Raw genomic sequence first — 19,716 nt, forward strand, 5'->3', positions numbered from 1 at the left:
GAAGCGGAGGTCTCATGGCACGGGTGAGCATGCGGGTCGACGGCGTGACCTACACCGACGAGGTCGAACCCCGGACCCTGCTGGTCCACCACCTGCGCGAGGCGCTGGGCAAGGTGGGCACCGTCGTCGGCTGCGACACCAGCAACTGCGGCTCCTGCACCGTCCACCTCGACGGTCAGGCGGTGAAGTCCTGCACCGTCCTGGCCGTCCAGGCCGACGGCGCCGAGGTCACCACCATCGAAGGCATCGCGGCACCCGGCGGTGCCCTGCACCCGGTGCAGAAGGCCTTCCACGAGATGCACGGGCTGCAGTGCGGCTTCTGCACGCCCGGGATGATCATGGCCTCGATCGACCTGCTGAAGGACAACCCGCGGCCCAGCGAGCACGAGATCCGCGAGGGCATCGAGGGCAACCTCTGCCGCTGCACCGGCTACCAGAACATCGTCCGCGCGGTGCAGCAGGCCGCCGGCGAGATGTCCGGCACCACCGACACGCTGGGAGCGCAGGCATGACGGTCACCGAGGACGCCGCGACGCTGACCCCGCAGTCGCCGGAGAAGGAGGTCGGGAAGGCCCGCCGCCGCAAGGAGGACGCCCGCCTGATCACCGGGCGCACCACCTGGACCGACAACATGGTCCTGCCCGGGATGCTGCACATGTCCGTGGTCCGCAGCCACGTCGCCCACGGCAAGATCACCAACGTCGACGTCAGCGCCGCCCTGGAGGCGCCGGGCGTCGTCGCCGTCCTCACCGGCCGCGACCTCGCCGACGAGCAGGGCTCCATCCCCTGCGCGTGGCCGGTGACGGCGGACATGGTCAACCCCGGGCACCCCTCCATCGCCGTCGAGGAGGTCAACCACGTCGGCGAGGCGGTGGCGGTCATCATCGCCCGCTCGCGGGACGCGGCCGCCGACGCGATCGAGCTGGTCGACGTCGACTACGACCTGCTCCCGCCGGTGCTCGACATGGAGCAGGCGGTGGGTGGCGAGGCCGACCTCTGCCACGACCACATCGACTCCAACACCGCCTACCACTTCGTCTTCGACGCCGGTGAGGCCGGCACCGGGGCCGACACCGAGCAGGCGTTCGCCGACGCCGACGTCGTCGTCAGCCGCCGGTTCGTCAACCAGCGGCTGATCCCGGCGTTCATGGAGCCGCGCTCGGTCGTCGTCCAGCCGCAGGGCGAGAACTTCACGATGTGGTCGGCCACCCAGATCCCGCACGTGCTGCGGGTCATGCTGGCCATGGTCACCGGCATCCCCGAGCACAAGCTGCGCGTCGTCGCGCCCGACGTCGGCGGCGGCTTCGGCGGAAAGCTGCAGGTCAACCCCGAGGAGGTCCTCGCGCTGCTGATCGCGCGGCGCCTCGGCAAGCCGGTCAAGTGGACCGAGACCCGCAGCGAGTCGCTGATGACCGCCCACCACGGCCGCGACCAGATCCAGTACATCGACATCGCCAGCGACCGCGAGGGCAACGTCAAGGGCCTGCGCTGCCGGATCCTCGCCGACATGGGCGCCTACCTGCGGCTGATCACGCCCGGCGTGCCGGCGCTGGGCGCCTTCATGTTCCCGGGCATCTACAAGTTCCCGGCCTACCGGTTCGAGTGCGACGGGATCTTCACCAACAAGGTGCCCACCGACGCCTACCGCGGCGCCGGCCGGCCCGAGGCCACCTTCGCCGTCGAGCGGATCATGGACGAGCTCGCCGTCGAGCTGGGCATGGACCCGCTGGAGCTGCGCCGGAGGAACTGGATCCGGGCCGAGGAGTTCCCGTTCACCACCGTGGCGGGCCTCGAGTACGACAGCGGCGACTACGACGCCGCCACGCAGCAGGCCCTCGACCTCATCGGCTACGACGAGCTCCGCGAGGAGCAGCGCCGCCGCCGCGAGTCGGGCGACCCGGTGCAGCTGGGCATCGGCTTCTCCACCTTCACCGAGATGTGCGGCCTGGCCCCCTCCCGGGTGCTGGGCTCGCTGTCCTACGGCGCGGGCGGCTGGGAGGCGGCCTCGATCCGGATGCTGCCCACCGGCAAGGTCGAGGTGGTCACCGGCTCCACCCCGCACGGCCAGGGCCATGAGACGGCGTGGAGCCAGCTGGTCGCCGACCAGCTGGGCGTGCCGTTCGAGGACGTCGAGGTCCTGCACGGCGACACCGCGGTCTCCCCCCGGGGCATGGACACCTACGGCTCGCGCTCGCTGGTCGTCGGCGGCACCGCCGTCGTCAAGGCCGCCGACAAGGTGATCGCCAAGGCCCGCAAGGTCGCCGCCCACCTGCTGGAGGCCAACGAGGACGACCTGGACTTCTCCGGCGGGAAGTTCACCGTCCGCGGGACGCCGGGGACGGCGCTGTCGATCCAGGAGATCGCGCTCGCCGTGTTCGCGGCGCACGACTACCCCGAGGACGTCGAGCCCTCGATCGACGCCGACGCGACCTTCGACCCGGTGAACTTCTCCTTCCCCCACGGCACGCACATCTGCGCCATGGAGGTCGACACCGACACCGGTTTCGTCAAGATCCGCAAGTACGCGTGCGTCGACGACGTCGGCACGATCGTCAACCCGCTGATCGTCGAGGGCCAGGTGCACGGCGGCCTGGCGCAGGGCATCGCGCAGGCGCTGTACGAGGAGGCCGTCTACGACGCCGACGGCAACCTCACCACCGGCACCTTCGTCGACTACCTCGTCCCCTCGGCCGCCGATCTGCCGCACTTCGACACCGGCAACACGGTGCACGTGGCGCCGGGCAACCCGATCGGCGCCAAGGGCGTGGGCGAGGCGGGGTGCATCGCCAGCACCCCGGCGGTGGTCAACGCCGCGCTCGACGCCGTCCGGCACCTCGGGGTGCAGGACATCCGGATGCCGCTGACGCCCGAGCGGGTGTGGCGGGCCGTCCACCAGGGCGGCGACGGCGGGGACCGGGCCGCGGCCCCGACCAACGCACAGGCCGTGGACTCCGCCGGAGCACCGGGCACGTCGTCCCAGGGAGGAGACCTGTGATCCCCGCCGCGTTCGAGTACGTCCGGCCCACCACCGTCGACGAGGCCGTCCAGGCGGTCGCCGAGGGCGGCGAGGACGTCAAGGTCATGGCCGGCGGGCAGTCGCTCATCCCGGTCATGCGGCTGCGCCTCGCCGCGCCGTCGACGGTCGTCGACCTCGGCCGGGTCGCCGAGATGCGCGGTGTCCGCGACGAGGGTGACGTCCTCGTCATCGGCGCCATGACCACCCACGCTGAGGTGATCGCCGACCCGCTCGTCGCACAGCACGCGCGGCTGATCGCCGAGGCGACGGAGACGGTGGCCGACCGGCAGACCCGCCGGCGCGGCACCTTCGGCGGGGCGCTGGCGCACGCCGACCCCGCGGGCGACCTGCCGGCCGTGGCGCTGGCGCTCGACGCCGAGATGGTGGTCGCCGGCCCCGGCGGGCGCCGCACGGTGCCCGCGCGGGACTTCTTCGTCGACTACCTGACCACCACGCTCGACGAGGGCGAGGTGCTCGTCGAGATCCGGGTGCCCAAGCTCGCCGGCCAGTGGGGCGTGCGCTACGAGAAGTTCAATCGCGTGGCGCAGGCGTGGTCGATCGTCGCGGTCGCCGCGGCGGTCCGGCGGGAGAACGGGTCCATCGCCGAGGCCCGGATCGGGCTGACCAACATGGGCCCGACCCCGCTGCGGGCCTCGGCCACCGAGGCGGCGCTGGCCGGGGCGGGCGCGTCGCCGGACGCGATCGCCGCCGCGGCCCGGTCGGCCGCCGAGGGCACCAGCCCGAGCAGCGACCTCAACGCCCAGGCCGACTACCGCGAGCACCTCGCGCAGGTGCTCACGCGCCGGGCGGTGACCGCCGCCGCCGGGCTGTAGTTTCGCCCCAACCCCGGCACCCGCCCGTCCCCTCGGCCGGCCCGCCCTCCCCGGGCGGACCGGCCGAGGTCCGTTCCCACCCCGGAGGTCGCACCGTGCAGCTGGAGAACTCCTTCACCGTCCCCGTCCCGGTCGACGAGGCCTGGCGGGTGCTGCTCGACATCGAGCGCATCGCCCCCTGCATGCCCGGCGCGGCGCTGGACTCGGTCACCGGTGACGACTTCACCGGCCGGGTCAAGGTCAAGCTCGGCCCGATCAACCTCACCTACCAGGGCAAGGCGTCGTTCGTCGAGAAGGACGAGGCCGCGCACCGGGCGGTCATCGACGCCCGCGGCAAGGACCAGCGCGGCAACGGGACGGCGGCCGCGACGATCACCGCGAAGCTCCTCGGCGAGGGCTCGACCACGCGGGTCGACGTCCTGACCGACCTCAACATCACCGGCCGGCCCGCGCAGTTCGGGCGCGGCGTCATGACCGACGTCGGCAACAAGCTGCTGGGCCAGTTCGCCGACAAGCTCGCCGCCCAGCTCGGCGAGGGCGACGCGCAGGGCGACGCCGAGCGGGCGTCAGTGGCGGCCGGCGCGGCGGCCACCGCCACCGGGGTGGCCGAGGAGGTCGCCCAGTCGGTCGAGCAGACCCCCGGCGACAACGCCGTCGCCGAGACCGTCCGCAAGGCGGGGACGGCGGCGCGGGAGAAGGCCGCCGCGGCCTCGGACCGGCTCTCCGACACGGGGTCCGGCACGGGGTCGGACGCCGCCCCGTCCCCCACCGACACCGCGGAGATCGCCGCCGTGGGCGCGACCGACACCGTCTCCATCGCCGCCGTCGGTGCTCCCGACGCGGCGTCCCCGGCCTCGGACGCAGCGCCGTCGGGCTCCGACACCGCCCCGGTCGCCGCCGTGGGCCGGGCGCCGAGCGCGCCGCCGTCGGGCCCCACCGCCCCGCCGCGCCGCCCGGCCACCGGCGCCCCGCCGCGCAGCACCCCGGCCGGCCCGCCGGCCAGCACCCCGGCCAGCACCCCGGCCAGCACCCCGGCCAGCACCCCGGCCGTGGCCGACACCGTGCGGGACCGGCCGCTCGCCGACCCGGAGCCGATCGACCTGCTCGAGGTGGCCGGCAGCGCGGCGCTCACCCGCTACGCCGGCCCGGCCACCGCCGCGGCCGCGGTGCTGCTGCTCGTGGTGCTCGCGTTCCGGCGCCGCCGCCGCTGACGCCGGAGCAGGTCCTCGAGCCAGGACGTCGCCGCGGCGGCCACCACGTCGGGCGCCTGCCGCAGCGAGTGGTCGCCCGGCACCGCGTACACCGACGCCGTCACCACGCCGGTGAGCACGGCGGCGACCTCCGCGGGCCGGCCGGAGGCGTCGGTCCCGCCCTGCACCACGCCCACGGGCACCCCGGCGCCGGTCAGCTCGGCGCCGCGGCTCCTGTCGGGACGGCCTGGCGGGTGCAGCGGGAACGCCAGGCACAGCACGCCGTCCGCGCCGAGGGGCACCGCCGTCCGGCAGGCGACCCGGGCACCGGCGCTGCGCCCGCCCAGCACCAGCGGCCCGGACAGCGCGCCGCCGGTCCGCAGCGCGTCGAGGACGGCGGTCCAGGCGACGTCGAGCCGCGGCGGCGCCGGGGCGATCCGCTTCCCGGCGACCCGCCACGGCTGCTCGACGCGCAGCACGCGCCACCCGGCCGCGACGGCGGAGGAGCCGACGGCGACGAGGTCGGCGGAGTCCACCCCGCCGCCGGCGCCGTGGCCGAGCACGAGGGTGCCGCGGGCGCCGGTGACCGGGCCGTCGGCGTGCACCGCGGCCGGGCCGAGCGGGGTGTCGACGGGGTCCGCGGCGCTCACAGGGCCAGCAGGGCGTCGACCGCGCCGGCCAGGTCGCCGGCGACGACGGCCGGGGCGGGGAACGCCGGCGGGTACACACGCTCCGCGCGCGGGAACCACGCGCCGGTCAGGCCCGCGCGCTCGGCGCCGAGGACGTCCCAGCCGTGCGCGGCCACCAGCGCCATCCGCTCGGGGGTGACGTCGCAGACCCCGGCTGCCCACAGGTAGGCCTCGCGGGAGGGCTTCCAGGCGCGCACGGTCTCGCTGGTGAGCGTGCGCTCGACCAGCGGCGTGACGCCGCCGCGCTCCAGCCCCGCCTCGGCGACGCCGGGCGAGCCGTGGGACAGCGTCACCACCCGCACGCCGGCCGTCGTCAGCCGCCGCAGCGCCGGCTCGACGTCGGGGTGCGGGGTGAGCTCGAGGAAGGTGTCGGCCACGCGGGCCCGCTCGGCGTCGGAGAGGTCGGTGAGCTGGGCCAGCGCGGACTCGAAGGCGGCGCGGAAGGGCAGCCACACGCCGGCCACGGTCGCCGCCGTCCCGGTGTGCAGGGTGCGGCCGAAGACGACGGGCAGCAGGTGGGCGGGCTCACCGGCCTCGACCAGCGCCGCGGCGACGGGGGAGAGGTCGAGCAGGGTCTCGTTGACGTCGAACGCGACGACGTCGGGCCACTGCTGGTTCACGCGCCGTCGACGTCCTCCGCGCGGCCGGCCGTGGTCCGCCGCCGGCGGTGGTGCCGGACGTCCTTCATCCGCTTGTGGACCAGGTAGCCCACCCCCAGGACGACGACGCCGGCGACGAGGTAGTCGAAGTACTTGAGGTTGTCCTGGATGAAGTCGCCCGCCGCGACGCCGAGGGTGACCAGCAGGCTGTTCCAGATCAGGCTGCCGGCCGCGGAGTAGAGGACGAACTGGCCGAGGGGCATCTTCACGACGCCGGCCGGCACGGAGATGAAGCTGCGCACGATCGGCACCATGCGGCCGAAGAACACCGCCGAGCGGCCGTGCCGCTCGAACCAGGCGAAGGTGCGGTCGACGTCGGCGGTCTCGACCAGCGGCAGCCGGTCCAGGAAGGCGTGCGAGCGCCGCGGGCCCAGGGCCCGGCCGACGTAGTAGAAGAAGATCGCGCCCAGGATCGAGCCCAGGGTCGCGAACAGGATGACCGGCACGATGTCCATCTCGCCGCTGCGGATGAGGACGCCGGCCAGGCCGAGCACGGCCTCGCTGGGGATCGGCGGGATCACCGTCTCCAGCAGGATGGAGAACCCGACGCCGACGGGCCCGAGGGTCTCGACCAGCTGGAGCAGCCAGCCGGTGATCCCGCCCTGGTCGGAGGAGGCCGCGGCGGCGAGGAACGACATGCGTCCACGGTAGAGGCGGCACCTGGGCGCTGCCCGGACGCCGACCGGACTCCCGGGGCCGCTGGGGTTAGCGTGCCGCCATGCGCCAGCGACTCACCGCCCGGGCCGTCGTCGTGGGGGACCGGTCGGGCACCGTCGTCCCGGACGCCGTCGTCGACGTCGAGGACGGGCGGATCGGCTGGGCCGGCCCGGCCGCCGACGCCCCGCCGGCCGGCGACGCCGAGGTGGTGGCGCTGCCCGGCCTGCTCGTGCCGGGGCTGGTGAACGCCCACTCGCACGCGCCGATGGTGCTGTTCCGCGGCCAGGGCGAGGGCCTGCCGCTGGACCGGTGGCTGCGCGAGGTCATGTGGCCGCGGGAGGCCCGGCTCACGCCGGACGACGTCGAGGTGGCGATGACCGCGGCGTCGGCGGAGCTGCTGCGCGGCGGGGTGACGACGAGCGTCGAGATGTACTTCTCGCCCGAGCGGATCGCCGCCGCGGTCGGCGCCACGGGCGCGCGGGCGGTGATCGCCGCGCCGATGGTGCCGCTGCCGGGGATGCCGCCGCTGGAGGAGCAGCTGGCCGCGGCCGTCGACCTCGCGCGCGGGGTGCCCGACGACGGCAGCGTCGAGTACGGCCTGGGCCCGCACGCCGCCTACACGGTGCCCCTGCCCCTGCTGCGCCGGGCGGCCGAGCTGGCCCGGGAGCACGGGATGCTGCTGCACCTGCACGTCGCCGAGACGGCCACGGAGGGCGCCGGGCTGCTGGCCGAGCACGGCCTGTCGGTGCCGGCGCTGCTGGCCGCGCACGACGTCCTCGGCGGCCGGGTGCTGGCCGCGCACTGCGTGCACATGGACGACGGCGACCTCGAGCTGTGGGCCGAGTACGACGTCGCCGTCGCCCACTGCCCGGCCAGCAACGCCAAGCTCGCCAGCGGCGTCGCGCGGGTGCGGGACATGCTCGACCGCGGCATCCGGGTGGGCCTGGGCACCGACGGGCCGGCGTCCAACGACGGGCTGGACCTGCTCGCCGACGTCCGCCTGGCCGCGCAGCTCGCCCGCCTGCGCGAGGCGTCGGCCACCGCGCTGACCGCCGCCGAGGCGTTCTGGCTGGCCACCGGCGCGGCCGCCGACGCGATCGGGCGTCCCGACCTCGGGCAGGTGGCGACCGGGCGGCGCGCCGACCTGGTGCACGTCGACACCCGCGACCTCGGCTTCGAGCCGGTCGGGGACCCCGCCGACCTGCTCACCCACCTGGTCTGGTCCGGCGTCCCGCGGCTGGTCCGCGACGTGTGGGTGGGCGGCCGGCAGGTGGTCGCCGAGGGCGCGGTCACCACCGTCGACGCCGGTGCGCTGCGCGCCGAGGTGGCCGAGCGGGCCGCCCGTCTGGCCGGTTGAGGGGGTCGCGCCGGGATCAGGTGACCTGATCGTCGGGCGTCCTCCCTCACGTCCTGCCGTGCGGGAGGACGCCCTGCGGTGCGGGAGGACGTCCTGCCGTGCGGGAGGACGCCCTGCGGTGCGGGGGGACGCCGCCGGTCAGCCGGGAGGACGCCGGTCAGGCAGGATGCGGCGCCCGGTCACGACTGCGCCGCGGGCCCGGTCCAGGTGTAGAGGTGGCCGTCGACGACGACGGTCACCCAGCCCTCGCACAGCAGCGCGGGCTCGCCGGTGAGGTCGGGCCAGGACCCTCCGCCGTCCCAGGGCATGCCGGCCCGCGGCAGCGGCGTGCAGGTCGAGGGCAGCCCGGTGCCGGGGGAGAGGTCCATGTCCACCCGCACGCTGCCGTCGTCCTCGCCGTACGCGTCGCCGGGCCGGACGACCGTGACGTCGGCGCCGACCGGACGGGTCCAGTACGGCACCGCCCCGTCGGGTGCCTGCGCGGCCGTCGCGGCGTCGCGGGTGTCGGTGTGGCCCTGCACCTCGGCCACCATGGCGCCGAACCCGTGCACGCCCGCGGGCATCGTCACCAGCAGGCCGGCCACCGCGGCGGCGGCGACCGCCACCGTGCCCGCGACCGTGCCCAGGAGCACCTTCGCCACCGTTCCTCCCCTCGTCGCGCCACCACCCGGTGGCGGGACGAGCCTCGGGCCGGCGGCACTCCCCCGGCGTCGGCCGCCGGGACGATCTCCGCGCCGGCCGCCCGTCGTACCGGGGGAGGACCGGCGTGCGACCCGGGCTGGAGGGAGCGGTCGCCCGGCGGTTGACTGCGTCGCATGGCGGCGTCCCTGCGCGTGGTGACCGTGAACGTCCTCGGCCCGGCCAACCCGGACTGGGACCGGCGCAGCGCGCTGACCGCGGAGACGCTGCGCCGGCTCGACGCCGACGTCGTCGCGCTGCAGGAGGTCCCCGTCGCGGGCGGCACCGTGGAGGGGCTCCTCGGGCCCGGCTACACGGTGACGCCGTTCTCCCGGACCGCCGACGACGGCGTCGCCGGGGCGCTGGCCACCCGGGCGCCGCACCGCGTGGTCGAGGAGGTCGACCAGCGCTGCACCCCGCGGACGCAGGACTTCCCGTGGGCCGCCACGCTCGTCGTCGAGGTGGACACCGCCGTCGGCCGCACCCTCGTCGCCCACCACAAGCCGAGCTGGCAGTTCGGCTACGAGTACGAGCGCGAGCAGCAGGCGCTGGCCGCTGCCCGGCTGCTCGAGCGGCTGGCCGGGGACGCCGACCACGTCGTCGTCCTGGGGGACCTGGACGCCACGCCCGACGCCGCCAGCATGCGCTTCTGGCGGGGCCGGCAGTCGCTGGAGGGCGTCAGCGTCTGCTACCAGGACGCCTGGGAGACCCTGCACCCGACCGGCCCCGGGTACACCTTCGACGCCCGCAACCCGCTGGTGCGGGCCGGCGAGGTGGCGACGGCGGTGAGCCGGCGCATCGACTCCGTCCTCGTCCGCAGCGGGATCCACGGCCCGACCCTGCAGGTGACCTCCTGTGCCCGGGTCCTCGACGAGCCCGTCGGCGGCGTGTGGGCCAGCGACCACTTCGGCGTCGTCGCCGACCTGGCGCTCCCCGGTCACCCGCCGGGCTCCTGGGGTGCTCAACCGATCGGTTGACAACGGCGGCCGGCATCCCTACCGTCTTCCTCAACCGAGAGGTTGAGGAAAGGGGTCGCAGGTGGCGGCGGACGAGCTGTCCCGGGTGTTCGCGGCGCTGGCCGACCCGACCCGGCGCGACATCGTCGCCCGGCTCGCGGTGGGGGACGCGACGGTCGGCGAGCTGGCCGCCCCCTACGACGTGACCGTGCAGGCGGTCTCCAAGCACCTGCGGGTGCTCGAGGACGCCGGCCTGGTCAGCCGCACGCGGGAGGCGCAGCGCCGCCCGGTGCACCTGGAGGCGGAGGTGTTCGACCTGATGACGAGGTGGATCGAGCGCTACCGGCGCCAGGCCGAGGAGCGCTACCGCCGCCTCGACGACGTCCTGCGGTCCATGCCGGAGGACGACCCACCGGAGGAGAGGGACCCGTCATGAGCACCGCCACCCGCGAGACCCGCATCGAGGCCGACCCGCAGGTCCCGCTCATCCGCATCACGCGCGAGTTCGACGCGCCGCGGGCCAGGGTGTTCCGCGCGCACACCGACCCCGACCTGGTCGTGCAGTGGCTCGGCCCGCGGGGGATGGAGATGCGGATCGACTCCTACGACTGCCGGCCCGGCGGCTCGTACCGCTACGTGCACAGCGACGCGAACGGCGAGTACGCCTTCCGCGGCTGCTTCCACGACGTCCGCCCCGACGAGCTGATCGTGCAGACCTTCACCTTCGAGGGCGCGCCCGACGGCGTCGCGCTGGAGAGGCTGGTGTTCGAGGACCTCGGCGACGGCCGTACCCGGCTCACCGCCACCTCGCTGTGCGACTCCTTCGCCGACCGCGACGCGATGATCGCCAGCGGGATGGAGACCGGCGTCGTGCAGGGCTACGAGCGGCTCGACGAGGTGCTGGGTCGCTGAGTGCGCCTCGACGAGGTGCCGGCCCGCCGGGTCAGGCGCGCAGCGAGATCGTCTCCCCGCGCGAGACGGTCCGCAGCTCGCCCGGCACGCGCCGCTCGGCGACCGCGCGCACGAAGTCGCCGAGCGGCGAGGTGAACCGGTCGTAGTCGTCGTAGTGCACCGGCACGGTCACCGGCGGCCTGAGCAGCTCGACCAGGTCGGCGCCCTGCCGGCCGTCCATCGTCACCGTGATCCCGAGCGCCTTGGTCCCGCCCAGGTGGGGGACGACGGCGTCGAGCGGCCCGCAGCGCTCCAGCACCTCGCCCAGCCACGGGCGGTAGAGCGTGTCCCCGGTGACGTAGCCCCGCCAGGTCACCTCGCCGCCGCGGTAGAGCTCCAGCACGCTGCCCATGACCGGGGGCAGGACCCGCGCCAGCGGGCCGGGGCCGTGCACGCCCGGCACCGAGGTGATCCGCAGCGTCTCGCCGTCGCCACCGATCTCGTGCACCTGCCACGGCCGCAGGTCCGCCGTCGCCCGGAACCCCCGGGAGGACAGCGTGCGGGCCGCGGCCTGCGTGGTGACGATCGGCGTCTCGCGGTCGATGGTCGCGTAGGCGATCCGGTCCCAGTGGTCGCCGTGCAGGTGGGACAGCAGGACGGCGTCGAGGTCGGGCAGGTCCTCGGGCAGGATCGCCGGGTCGGTCAGCCGCTTGGCCCAGAGCCCCTTGCCGAGGTAGACGCGCTGCCCGCGGCCGATGAAGTTCGGGTCGGTGAGCAGCGTGAACTGGCCCAGCCGCAGCAGCGTCGTCGCGTTGCCGCCGAAGGTGAGGGTGACGTCGTCCCCGGGACCGGCCATGCCGCGGCGCTACCCGTCAGCCGCCGGTCTGCAACCCCGGCAGGCGGTGCTGGCGCTGCCCCGGTCGCGGCAGCGTGCCCGTGGCGAGCACCTGCTCGTGCACGGCCTCCAGTGCCGCGCGCAGCACGGGGAGGGCGGCGGGGTCGAGCCCGTCGAAGAACATCCGGCGCACGAGCGCGGCGTGCCCCGGCGTCGCCGCCCGCAGCGCGGACAGCCCCGCGTCGGTGAGGACGGCGTCGGTGGCCCGGCGGTCGGACTCCGACGGCGTCCGCTCGACCAGGCCGCGCCCGCTCATCCGCTTCAGGTGGTGGGACAGCCGGCTGCGCTCCCAGGCGATGCGCGTCGCGAGGTCGGTGAGCTGCAGGCGGGCGCCGGGGGAGTCGGCGAGGGCGTTGAGCACGTCGTAGTCGGCGAGCGAGAGGCCGCTGTCGGTCTGCAGCTGCCGGTTCATCTCGTACTGCAGCCGCAGGACGACCCGCATGTAGGCGAACCAGGTCTCCTGCTGCTCGTCGGTGAGCACGGCCCCTCCCCTGGTGCGTGACACGTCACGCAGTCTGCACCACCGCCGCCCCGGAATACATGACATGTCACGTTCCTTGCCCGGGTGTACCACCACGACGCGAGAGGAACCCCATGGGACAGCTCGACGGCAGGACGGCGCTGGTCACCGGCGCCACCTCCGGCATCGGACTCGCGGCGGCGCAGCGCTTCGCCGCGGAGGGTGCGCAGGTCTACGTGACCGGCCGCCGCAGGGACGCACTCGACGAGGCTGTCGAGAGGATCGGGCACGGAGCGGTCGGCGTGCAGGGCGACGTCGGCGACCTGGCCGACCTCGACCGCCTGTTCGCCACGATCGCCGCGGCGGGCCGGGGTCTCGACGTCCTCTTCGCCAACGCCGGCGGCGGTGAGTTCGCCGCCCTCGGCGAGATCTCGCCGGAGCACTACGCCGACACCTTCGACCGCAACGTCCGCGGCACCCTGTTCACGGTGCAGAAGGCGCTGCCGCTGCTCAACGACGGCGCGTCCGTCGTGCTCACCGGCTCCACGGCGACCCTGCACGGCACCCCCGCCTTCGGCGTCTACGCGGCGTCCAAGGCGGCGATCCACTCCCTCGCCCGCACCTGGGCGATCGAGCTCGCCGGTCGCGGCATCCGGGTGAACACCCTCGTGCCCGGGTCGACGGCGACGCCGGGGCTGGTCGCGCTGGCCCCCGACGCGGCGGCGGCCGACGCGATGGTCGAGGGCATGGCGGCCGGCATCCCGCTGCGCCGGCTGGCCCGCCCGGAGGAGATCGCGGCCGGCGCGCTCTTCCTCGCGTCGGACCAGAGCAGTTTCATGACCGGGAACGAGTTGGTGCTCGACGGCGGCCGGGACCAGGTCTGAGCCGCCGCACCGGCTGAACCGAGGAGGACCCGATGAGCCAGGTCGACCCGGACGTCCCGCCCAGCGGCGACGGGTGCGTCGAGTGCGACGCCGCCGGCGGCTGGTGGTTCCACCTGCGCCGCTGCGCCGCCTGCGGGCACGTGGGCTGCTGCGACTCCTCGCCGTCCCGGCACGCCTCCGCGCACGCCGCGGACAGCGGGCACCGGATCGCGCAGAGCTACGAGCCCGGCGAGGACTGGTCCTGGGACTACGCCGCCGAGCAGTTCGGCGAGGGCCTGGAGCTCGCGCCGCCGACCTCGCACCCGATCGCCCAGCCGGCACCGGGGCCGGCGGGGCGGGTGCCCGCCGACTGGCAGCGACACCTGCACTGAGCGGCGTCCCGCGGGGTCCGGGCACCCGCGCACGTCCGCGGACGGGCACGGAGGGGCGGCGGGGCGGACTGGTAGACAGAGGCGGTGGTGCAGCCCCGGGACGTCGACGAGTCCTTCCTCGCCCTGCCCCTGTCCGCCCTGACCGAGGCCGCGCTGACCCGCGCGGTCGACCTCGGGTGCGAGCACGCCGACCTGCGCGTGGAGCGCATCCGCACCCAGTCGATCAGCCTGCGCGACGCCCGGCTCGAGGCGCTGGCCACCGGCGAGGACCTCGGGCTGGCCGTCCGCGTCGTCCACGAGGGCACCTGGGGCTTCGCCGCCGGCGTCGTCCTCACCGCGGCCGAGGCGGTGCGGCTGGCCGAGCAGGCGGTCGCCGTCGCACGGGTGTCGGCGGCCCTCGCCACCGACCGGGTGGAGCTGGCCCCCGAGCCCCCACACGAGGGCACCTGGGTGTCGGCCTACGACGTCGACCCCTTCGAGGTGCCCGACGCGGAGAAGACGGCGCTGCTCACCGAGTGGTCGGAGCGGCTGCTGGCCGCCGACGGCGTCGAGCACGTGCAGTCGGGCTGCATGCACGTCAAGGAGCAGAAGTACTACGCCGACACCGCCGGCACACGGACGCGGCAGCAGCGGGTGCGCATCTCGCCGGAGTTCACCGCGCTGACCGTCGACCGTGCCACCGGCGCGTTCGAGAGCATGCGCACCCTCGCCGCCCCGGTCGGCCGGGGCTGGGAGTACGTGACCGGCGGGCACTTCGACTGGGACGCCGAGTTGGCGCAGCTGCCCGAGCTGCTGCGGGAGAAGACGAAGGCGCCGTCGGTCGAGCCCGGCCGGTACGACCTCGTCGTCGACCCGTCGAACCTGTGGTTGACCATCCACGAGTCGATCGGGCACGCCACCGAGCTCGACCGGGCGCTGGGCTACGAGGCCGCCTACGCCGGCACCTCCTTCGCCACCCCCGACGGGCTGGGCACCCTGCGCTACGGCTCCGACCTGATGCACGTCACCGGCGACCGCACCGCCGAGCACGCGCTGTCGACCGTCGGCTGGGACGACGAGGGCGTCGAGACACAGCGCTGGGACATCGTCCGCGACGGCGTGCTGGTGGGCTACCAGGTCGACCGCAACACCGCCCGGCTCGGCGGGATGGAGCGCTCCAACGGCTGCTCCTTCGCCGACTCGCCGAGCCACGTCCCGGTGCAGCGGATGGCCAACGTCTCGCTGCAGCCGCACGCCGACGGCCCCGACCTCGAGGGCCTGGTCGGCGGGGTCGAGCGCGGCATCTACGTCGTCGGCGACAAGAGCTGGTCGATCGACATGCAGCGGTACAACTTCCAGTTCACCGGCCAGCGCTTCTACCGCATCGAGGGCGGCCGGCTGGCCGGCCAGCTCCGCGACGTCGCCTACCAGGCCACGACGACGGACTTCTGGGGCTCGATGCGCGCCGTCGGCGGCCCCTCGACCTACCGCCTCGGAGGGGCGTTCAACTGCGGCAAGGCCCAGCCCGGGCAGGTCGCGCCGGTGAGCCACGGCTGCCCGGCGGCGCTCTTCGAGGGCGTCACCATCCTCAACACGGTCCAGGAGGGCGGGCGATGAGCTCACTGACCGCACAGCAGCTGGTCGAGAAGACGCTGGCCGCCTCCACCGCCGACGGCTGCGTCGTCCACGTCGTGGAGAGCACCGAGGCGAACCTGCGGTGGGCGTCGAACAGCCTGACCACGAACGGCGCCATGCGCTCGCGGCAGGTCGTCGTCGTCTCGTTCGTCGACGGCGGTGCCGGGATGGCCGCGGGCACGGTGTCGCGCACCGGCACCCCCGACGTCGCCGAGCTGGTCGCCGCCAGCGAGCAGGCCGCGCGCGACGCCGGCCCGGCCGAGGACGCCGTCCCGCTGCTGGCCGAGACGCCGCCGGGGGCGGGGGAGTGGGACGCCGAGCCGGCGGAGACCTCGATCGAGGTGTTCACGGAGTTCGCGCCGGCGCTCGGGGAGGCCTTCGGTGCCGCCCGCGACCGCGGGGACCTGCTGTTCGGCTACGCCGAGCACTCCATGACGACGACCTACCTCGGCACCTCCACCGGCCTGCGGCTGCGCCACGACCAGCCCTCCGGCCGGGTGGAGCTCAACGGCAAGAGCACCGACTACACCCGGTCGGTGTGGGCCGGCGTGGGCACCCGCGACTTCCGCGACGTCTCGGTGCCCGACCTCACCACCGACGTCGAGCGCAAGCTCGGCTGGGCGCAGCGTCGCGTCGACCTGCCGGCCGGCCGCTACGAGACGGTGCTGCCGCCGTCGGCGGTGAGCGACCTGATGCTCTACGCCTACTGGACGATGGAGGCCCGCGACGCCGACGAGGGCCGCAACGTCTTCGCGCGCAAGGGCGGCGGCAACCGCATCGGCGACCGGCTGGCCCAGCTGCCGCTGACGCTGCGCAGCGACCCGCACGCCCCCGGGCTGGAGGCCGCCCCGTTCCAGGTGGTCGGCGCTTCGTCGGGGTCGGCCAGCGTGTTCGACAACGGCATGGCCACCCCGGCCGTCGACTGGATCCGCGACGGCGTGCTGACCAACCTGGTGCGGCCGCGGGCGTGGGCGCTGAAGACCACCGCGCCGGCCGTGGCCGCCGTCGACAACCTGGTCCTGGAGGCACCCGACGCCACGGCCACCCAGGACGGGATGGTCGCCGCCACCGACCGCGGGCTGCTGCTCACCACGCTCTGGTACATCCGCGAGGTGGACCCGCAGACGCTGCTGCTCACCGGCCTCACCCGCGACGGCGTCTTCCTCGTCGAGGGCGGTGAGGTGACCGGCGCGGTGAACAACTTCCGGTGGAACGAGTCGCCGGTGGACCTGCTGGCGCGGATCACGGAGGTGGGCCGCACCGAGCGGACGCTGCCGCGGGAGTGGAACGACTGGTTCACCCGCGCCGCGATGCCGCCGGTGCGCGTGCCGGACTTCAACATGAGCTCGGTGTCCCCGGCCAGCTGAGTGAGGCCTGCTCCTGCGGTGTCCCGGGCGTTCCTGCGCCCGTGCGGCACCGCAGGAGCGTCAGCGACCCCGCAGCAGTGGTGTCGTCCACGCCTGCTCCCCTGACTCGGGGCCCACCGGCGGGTGTCCGACCGGCCCGGGCGGCCGGCTCCCGGGGTGTCCTCCGGTCTCCAGGGGTCCTGCAGCACCCCGGCAGGCGGCACGACACCCGAGGAGGTGTCCCATGCGGCCGTAGGGTGACGGCGATCACCCGGGTCGAGCGGGAGGTGGCCGTGCGCGTCGGCATGCGGGTCCGGTACGACGGCGGCTTCGCGCAGGTCGCCGAGGAGATCGGGGAACTGGAGCGGGCCGGGCTGCAGCTGGTCTCGGTCGCCGAGGCCTACAGCTTCGACGCCGTCAGCCAGCTCGGGTACCTGGCCGCGGTCACCGAGCGGCTGGAGCTGACCAGCGGCATCCTGCAGGCCTTCACCCGCACACCCACCCTCACCGCGATGACGGCGGCCGGTCTGGACATGGTCTCCGGCGGGCGGTTCACCCTCGGCCTCGGCGCCAGCGGCCCGCAGGTGGTCGAGGGCTTCCACGGCGTGCGCTACGACGCGCCGCTGGCCCGGCAGCGCGAGATCGTCGAGATCTGCCGGATGGTCTGGCGCCGCGAGCGGGTCGTGTACGACGGCGAGCGGTACACGATCCCGCTGCCGCCGGACCAGGGCACCGGCCTCGGCAAGCCGCTGAAGCTGATCACCACCCCGGTCCGCGAGCGCATCCCGATCACCATCGCCGCGATCGGGCCGAAGAACGTCGAGCTGACCGCCGAGATCGCCGAGGGCTGGGAGCCCACGCTCTTCACCCCCGAGCGCGCGGCCGAGGTCTGGGGCGCGTCGCTCGCGGCCGGTGCCGCGAAGCGGGACCCCGCCCTCGGCCCGCTCGACGTCCGCGTCGGCGTCCCCTGCGCCATCGGCGAGGGCCTCGACGAGCTGCGCGAGCGGTCCCGCGACGACCTCGCCCTCTACGTCGGCGGCATGGGCGCCCGCGGCCGCAACTTCTACAACGAGCTCGCCGTCCGCTACGGCTACGCCGATGCCGCCGCCACCGTGCAGGACCTCTACCTCTCCGGCCGCCGGGAGGAGGCCGCCGCGGCGGTCCCGGCGGACCTGGTGGCCGCCACGTCGCTGGTCGGCCCCCGGAGCTGGGTGGCCGAGCGGCTGGCCGCACTGCGCGATGCCGGCGTGACCACCCTCGTCGCGGGCCTGCCCCAGGCCGACCGGGCCGGCCGGCTGCGCACCGTCGAGCAGCTGCGGGAGCTGGCGCAGGACCTGTGACCGGCGGGGCTTCCCGGGCCGTCGGCTAGCGTCCGCCTCCGGGCGTTCCACCGGGGAGCGCGGCGAGGAGGCGTCCAGTGACCGAGGCGAGCGGGGCCGGCGTGCCCGAGGGCCTGACCGTGGCGGTGCTGGGCGGCACCGGCCCGCAGGGGCGCGGCCTGGCCCGGCGGTTCGCCGCTGCCGGCGTGCGGGTGGTCCTCGGCAGCCGCGACGCCGGGCGCGCCACCGCCACCGCCACCGACCTCGCCGCCGCCACTGGCGGGGACGTCACGGGCGCGGACAACCGGGACGCGGCGCGGGCCGGCGACGTCGTCGTCGTGGCGGTGCCCTGGGACGGGCACGGCGAGCTGCTGGCCGGCCTGCGCGAGGAGCTCGCGGGCAAGGTCGTCGTCGACTGCGTCAACCCGCTCGGCTTCGACAAGCAGGGCGCCTTCGCGCTCGACGTCGAGGAGGGGTCGGCCGCCCAGCAGGCCGCGGCCCTGCTCCCCGACAGCCGCGTCGTCGCCGCGTTCCACCACGTCAGCGCCGTCCTCCTGGAGGACCCCGGGGTCACCGACGTCGGCACCGACGTCATGGTGCTCGGCGAGGACCGCGAGGCCACCGACCTGGTGCAGGCACTGGCCGGGCTCGTGCCGGGGATGCGGGGCATCTACGCGGGCCGGCTGCGCAACGCCCGGCAGGTCGAGGCGCTCACCGCCAACCTGATCAGCGTCAACCGCCGGTACAAGGCGCACGCCGGGTTGAGGGTCACCGACGTGTGACGCGCGGTCCCACCGGTGGGGCGGTTGTGACGGCAGCGTCGAAACAGGTGTGGGTACCGCACGGCAATCCCCCCCAAACACCGATCGCGGACTAGTTTCTCGCGCAACCGCATCAGGCCCCCGGACGCCGGGGCCGTCGAGGGGAGCGCTCCATGACCCGCATCCAGAAGCCCTCCGTGTTCCAGGTGGGCCAGATCTGGGACGACGGCCGCACGGTGGTCGTCTCCGGGTGGGGGATCGGTCTGTGCGCCTCCGGGTGTCCCTGTCACCGCTCGCCGGTGGCCGGGCGCCTGTCCATCGACGAGGACCAGGCCGGCGGCACGCTGGGCCTGCGCAGCTTCCAGGACGGTTGCGGCTGCTGCGAGCCGTGGACCGCCGACGAGCTGTCCGCCATCGTGCGCGACCTGCAGCGCGTCACCAGCCTCGACGCGCAGGAGCCCCTGGCCGGCTGAGGGAGGGACCTCCTGCCCCCCGGGACCCCGCAGGAGGGCCGTTCCGGCAGATCACCTCGACCCGCCTTTCGCGCGCGGGAGCCGGGGTACGGGCTGCGCATGTTGGGACGAGCGGCGATGCGCGGTGCCCTGGCCGGACTGGCCGGCACCGCGGCCATGACCCTGGCCGAGAAGGTCGAGCAGCAGGTGACCGGGCGGCCGGACTCCTACGTGCCCGGGCGCACGCTGACGGCGCTGGTGACGCGCCGCCGCCCGCCGGGGTCCGAGCGTCCGTTCGTGCGCAACCACCTCATGCACTGGGGCACCGGCGCGGCCGTCGGGGCGCTGCGCGGCGTCTGGTCGGCCAGCGGGCTGCGCGGCTGGCGCGCGTCGGCCTGGCACACCTCCGTCCGGCTGGCCACCGACCAGACCCTCGAGAACGCCACGGGCGTCGGTGACCCGCCGTGGACCTGGTCCCGCCAGGACCGGGTCGTCGACGTCGCCGGCAAGGCCCTGTACTCCTTCGTCACGGGCGCCGTCTCCGACGCGCTCGTGCCGCTGGCGCCCGACCGCCGCCGCAGCATCCGCCCCTGACGGGACGCGTCCTCCCCGGGGCGCCCGGGGCGGGTGTGACGACCGGGACGGACGGGGTCCGGCCCGCTGCTGATCACCGCGCGCCCTGCGCACG

At 75.1% G+C, this 19,716-nt stretch carries 22 protein-coding genes; 16 read left to right on the forward strand and 6 right to left on the reverse strand.

Going from position 1 to position 19,716, the window contains the following annotated elements; genetic code table 11:
* The first annotated feature begins 14 nt into the window (after positions 1-14).
* The 4 genes from BM165_RS13575 to BM165_RS13590 all read left to right on the forward strand — a co-directional run bounded on the left by BM165_RS13575 (position 15) and on the right by BM165_RS13590 (position 5,060).
* Positions 15-512: a (2Fe-2S)-binding protein gene (locus BM165_RS13575; RefSeq protein WP_075014060.1), complete on the forward strand. Its 498-nt coding sequence runs from the start codon at positions 15-17 to the stop codon at positions 510-512.
* On the forward strand, positions 509-2,995 hold the full coding sequence (locus BM165_RS13580) for a xanthine dehydrogenase family protein molybdopterin-binding subunit (protein ID WP_075014061.1): 2,487 nt from the start codon (positions 509-511) through the stop codon (positions 2,993-2,995). Before BM165_RS13575 ends, BM165_RS13580 begins: the two co-directional genes overlap by 4 nt.
* On the forward strand, positions 2,992-3,849 hold the full coding sequence (locus tag BM165_RS13585) for an FAD binding domain-containing protein (protein ID WP_075014062.1): 858 nt from the start codon (positions 2,992-2,994) through the stop codon (positions 3,847-3,849). Before BM165_RS13580 ends, BM165_RS13585 begins: the two co-directional genes overlap by 4 nt.
* Before the next feature lie 95 nt (positions 3,850-3,944).
* Positions 3,945-5,060 (forward strand): SRPBCC family protein, encoded by a 1,116-nt coding sequence (locus tag BM165_RS13590; RefSeq protein ID WP_075014063.1) that lies wholly within the window; start codon positions 3,945-3,947, stop codon positions 5,058-5,060.
* Here BM165_RS13590 and BM165_RS13595 read toward each other — a convergent pair.
* The 3 genes from BM165_RS13595 to BM165_RS13605 are packed head-to-tail and all read right to left on the reverse strand — an operon-like array spanning position 4,985 to position 7,025.
* Positions 4,985-5,689 (reverse strand): alpha/beta hydrolase family protein, encoded by a 705-nt coding sequence (locus tag BM165_RS13595; RefSeq protein WP_208976737.1) that lies wholly within the window; start codon positions 5,687-5,689, stop codon positions 4,985-4,987. The genes BM165_RS13590 and BM165_RS13595 overlap by 76 nt on opposite strands.
* Positions 5,686-6,348, reverse strand: a complete 663-nt coding sequence (locus tag BM165_RS13600; RefSeq protein ID WP_075014064.1) for an HAD family hydrolase — start codon at positions 6,346-6,348, stop codon at positions 5,686-5,688. Before BM165_RS13600 ends, BM165_RS13595 begins: the two co-directional genes overlap by 4 nt.
* The gene (locus tag BM165_RS13605; protein ID WP_075014065.1) at positions 6,345-7,025 is read right to left on the reverse strand and encodes a DedA family protein; all 681 of its coding nucleotides are present in this window, start codon (positions 7,023-7,025) and stop codon (positions 6,345-6,347) included. Before BM165_RS13605 ends, BM165_RS13600 begins: the two co-directional genes overlap by 4 nt.
* Positions 7,026-7,105: 80 nt before the next feature.
* Between BM165_RS13605 and BM165_RS13610 the strand changes: the two genes are divergently transcribed.
* Positions 7,106-8,401: an amidohydrolase family protein gene (locus BM165_RS13610; RefSeq protein ID WP_075014066.1), complete on the forward strand. Its 1,296-nt coding sequence runs from the start codon at positions 7,106-7,108 to the stop codon at positions 8,399-8,401.
* Between the two features lie 179 nt (positions 8,402-8,580).
* On the opposite strand, the gene BM165_RS13615 is transcribed toward BM165_RS13610, so the two are convergent.
* The gene (locus tag BM165_RS13615; protein WP_075014067.1) at positions 8,581-9,042 is read right to left on the reverse strand and encodes a hypothetical protein; all 462 of its coding nucleotides are present in this window, start codon (positions 9,040-9,042) and stop codon (positions 8,581-8,583) included.
* A 174-nt stretch (positions 9,043-9,216) separates the two neighbouring features.
* Here BM165_RS13615 and BM165_RS13620 point away from each other — a divergent pair, with 174 nt between their 5' ends.
* From BM165_RS13620 to BM165_RS13630, 3 genes are all read left to right on the forward strand, one after another.
* Positions 9,217-10,056 (forward strand): endonuclease/exonuclease/phosphatase family protein, encoded by an 840-nt coding sequence (locus BM165_RS13620; protein ID WP_075014068.1) that lies wholly within the window; start codon positions 9,217-9,219, stop codon positions 10,054-10,056.
* 61 nt (positions 10,057-10,117) lie between these two features.
* Positions 10,118-10,471 carry an ArsR/SmtB family transcription factor gene (locus tag BM165_RS13625; protein WP_075014069.1) on the forward strand — a complete coding sequence of 118 codons (354 nt, stop codon included), beginning with the start codon at positions 10,118-10,120 and terminating at the stop codon, positions 10,469-10,471.
* Positions 10,468-10,947 carry an SRPBCC family protein gene (locus tag BM165_RS13630; RefSeq protein WP_075014070.1) on the forward strand — a complete coding sequence of 160 codons (480 nt, stop codon included), beginning with the start codon at positions 10,468-10,470 and terminating at the stop codon, positions 10,945-10,947. Before BM165_RS13625 ends, BM165_RS13630 begins: the two co-directional genes overlap by 4 nt.
* Positions 10,948-10,978: 31 nt before the next feature.
* Here the strand turns inward: BM165_RS13630 and BM165_RS13635 are convergent, their stop codons facing one another.
* On the reverse strand, positions 10,979-11,782 hold the full coding sequence (locus BM165_RS13635) for an MBL fold metallo-hydrolase (RefSeq protein WP_075014071.1): 804 nt from the start codon (positions 11,780-11,782) through the stop codon (positions 10,979-10,981).
* A gap of 16 nt (positions 11,783-11,798) precedes the next feature.
* Positions 11,799-12,326, reverse strand: a complete 528-nt coding sequence (locus BM165_RS13640) for a MarR family winged helix-turn-helix transcriptional regulator (RefSeq protein ID WP_075014072.1) — start codon at positions 12,324-12,326, stop codon at positions 11,799-11,801.
* Positions 12,327-12,415: 89 nt separating this feature from the next.
* Between BM165_RS13640 and BM165_RS13645 the strand changes: the two genes are divergently transcribed.
* The 8 genes from BM165_RS13645 to BM165_RS13680 all read left to right on the forward strand — a co-directional run bounded on the left by BM165_RS13645 (position 12,416) and on the right by BM165_RS13680 (position 19,622).
* Positions 12,416-13,165, forward strand: coding sequence for an SDR family NAD(P)-dependent oxidoreductase (locus BM165_RS13645; RefSeq protein ID WP_075014073.1), 750 nt, complete (start codon positions 12,416-12,418; stop codon positions 13,163-13,165).
* 32 nt (positions 13,166-13,197) lie between these two features.
* The gene (locus BM165_RS13650; protein ID WP_075014074.1) at positions 13,198-13,536 is read left to right on the forward strand and encodes a UBP-type zinc finger domain-containing protein; all 339 of its coding nucleotides are present in this window, start codon (positions 13,198-13,200) and stop codon (positions 13,534-13,536) included.
* Positions 13,537-13,620: 84 nt separating this feature from the next.
* Positions 13,621-15,132: a TldD/PmbA family protein gene (locus BM165_RS13655; protein ID WP_143108157.1), complete on the forward strand. Its 1,512-nt coding sequence runs from the start codon at positions 13,621-13,623 to the stop codon at positions 15,130-15,132.
* Positions 15,129-16,517: a metallopeptidase TldD-related protein gene (locus BM165_RS13660; RefSeq protein WP_075014075.1), complete on the forward strand. Its 1,389-nt coding sequence runs from the start codon at positions 15,129-15,131 to the stop codon at positions 16,515-16,517. Before BM165_RS13655 ends, BM165_RS13660 begins: the two co-directional genes overlap by 4 nt.
* A 236-nt stretch (positions 16,518-16,753) precedes the next feature.
* The gene (locus BM165_RS13665; RefSeq protein WP_244274220.1) at positions 16,754-17,836 is read left to right on the forward strand and encodes an LLM class F420-dependent oxidoreductase; all 1,083 of its coding nucleotides are present in this window, start codon (positions 16,754-16,756) and stop codon (positions 17,834-17,836) included.
* Between the two features lie 77 nt (positions 17,837-17,913).
* On the forward strand, positions 17,914-18,597 hold the full coding sequence (gene npdG, locus BM165_RS13670; protein ID WP_075014076.1) for an NADPH-dependent F420 reductase: 684 nt from the start codon (positions 17,914-17,916) through the stop codon (positions 18,595-18,597).
* 152 nt (positions 18,598-18,749) lie between these two features.
* Complete coding sequence (locus BM165_RS13675) at positions 18,750-19,049, forward strand: hypothetical protein (RefSeq protein WP_075014077.1); 300 nt, start codon at positions 18,750-18,752, stop codon at positions 19,047-19,049.
* Positions 19,050-19,166: 117 nt separating this feature from the next.
* Complete coding sequence (locus BM165_RS13680; protein ID WP_244274221.1) at positions 19,167-19,622, forward strand: hypothetical protein; 456 nt, start codon at positions 19,167-19,169, stop codon at positions 19,620-19,622.
* Positions 19,623-19,716 lie beyond the last annotated feature (94 nt).

It is taken from the genome of Geodermatophilus obscurus (assembly GCF_900115395.1).
Classification (GTDB): Bacteria; Actinomycetota; Actinomycetes; order Mycobacteriales; family Geodermatophilaceae; genus Geodermatophilus; species Geodermatophilus obscurus_B.

What these genes read in the sequence shown, in the direction of transcription:
- BM165_RS13575 (WP_075014060.1), top strand. Translation starts at nt 15, where the DNA reads ATGGCACGGGTGAGCATGCGGGTCGACGGCGTGACCTACACCGACGAG.
- BM165_RS13580 (WP_075014061.1), top strand. Translation starts at nt 509, where the DNA reads ATGACGGTCACCGAGGACGCCGCGACGCTGACCCCGCAGTCGCCGGAG.
- BM165_RS13605 (WP_075014065.1), bottom strand. Translation starts at nt 7,025, where the DNA reads ATGTCGTTCCTCGCCGCCGCGGCCTCCTCCGACCAGGGCGGGATCACC.
- BM165_RS13610 (WP_075014066.1), top strand. Translation starts at nt 7,106, where the DNA reads ATGCGCCAGCGACTCACCGCCCGGGCCGTCGTCGTGGGGGACCGGTCG.
- BM165_RS13620 (WP_075014068.1), top strand. Translation starts at nt 9,217, where the DNA reads ATGGCGGCGTCCCTGCGCGTGGTGACCGTGAACGTCCTCGGCCCGGCC.
- BM165_RS13630 (WP_075014070.1), top strand. Translation starts at nt 10,468, where the DNA reads ATGAGCACCGCCACCCGCGAGACCCGCATCGAGGCCGACCCGCAGGTC.
- BM165_RS13635 (WP_075014071.1), bottom strand. Translation starts at nt 11,782, where the DNA reads ATGGCCGGTCCCGGGGACGACGTCACCCTCACCTTCGGCGGCAACGCG.
- BM165_RS13645 (WP_075014073.1), top strand. Translation starts at nt 12,416, where the DNA reads ATGGGACAGCTCGACGGCAGGACGGCGCTGGTCACCGGCGCCACCTCC.
- BM165_RS13650 (WP_075014074.1), top strand. Translation starts at nt 13,198, where the DNA reads ATGAGCCAGGTCGACCCGGACGTCCCGCCCAGCGGCGACGGGTGCGTC.
- BM165_RS13660 (WP_075014075.1), top strand. Translation starts at nt 15,129, where the DNA reads ATGAGCTCACTGACCGCACAGCAGCTGGTCGAGAAGACGCTGGCCGCC.
- BM165_RS13675 (WP_075014077.1), top strand. Translation starts at nt 18,750, where the DNA reads ATGACCCGCATCCAGAAGCCCTCCGTGTTCCAGGTGGGCCAGATCTGG.
- BM165_RS13680 (WP_244274221.1), top strand. Translation starts at nt 19,167, where the DNA reads ATGCGCGGTGCCCTGGCCGGACTGGCCGGCACCGCGGCCATGACCCTG.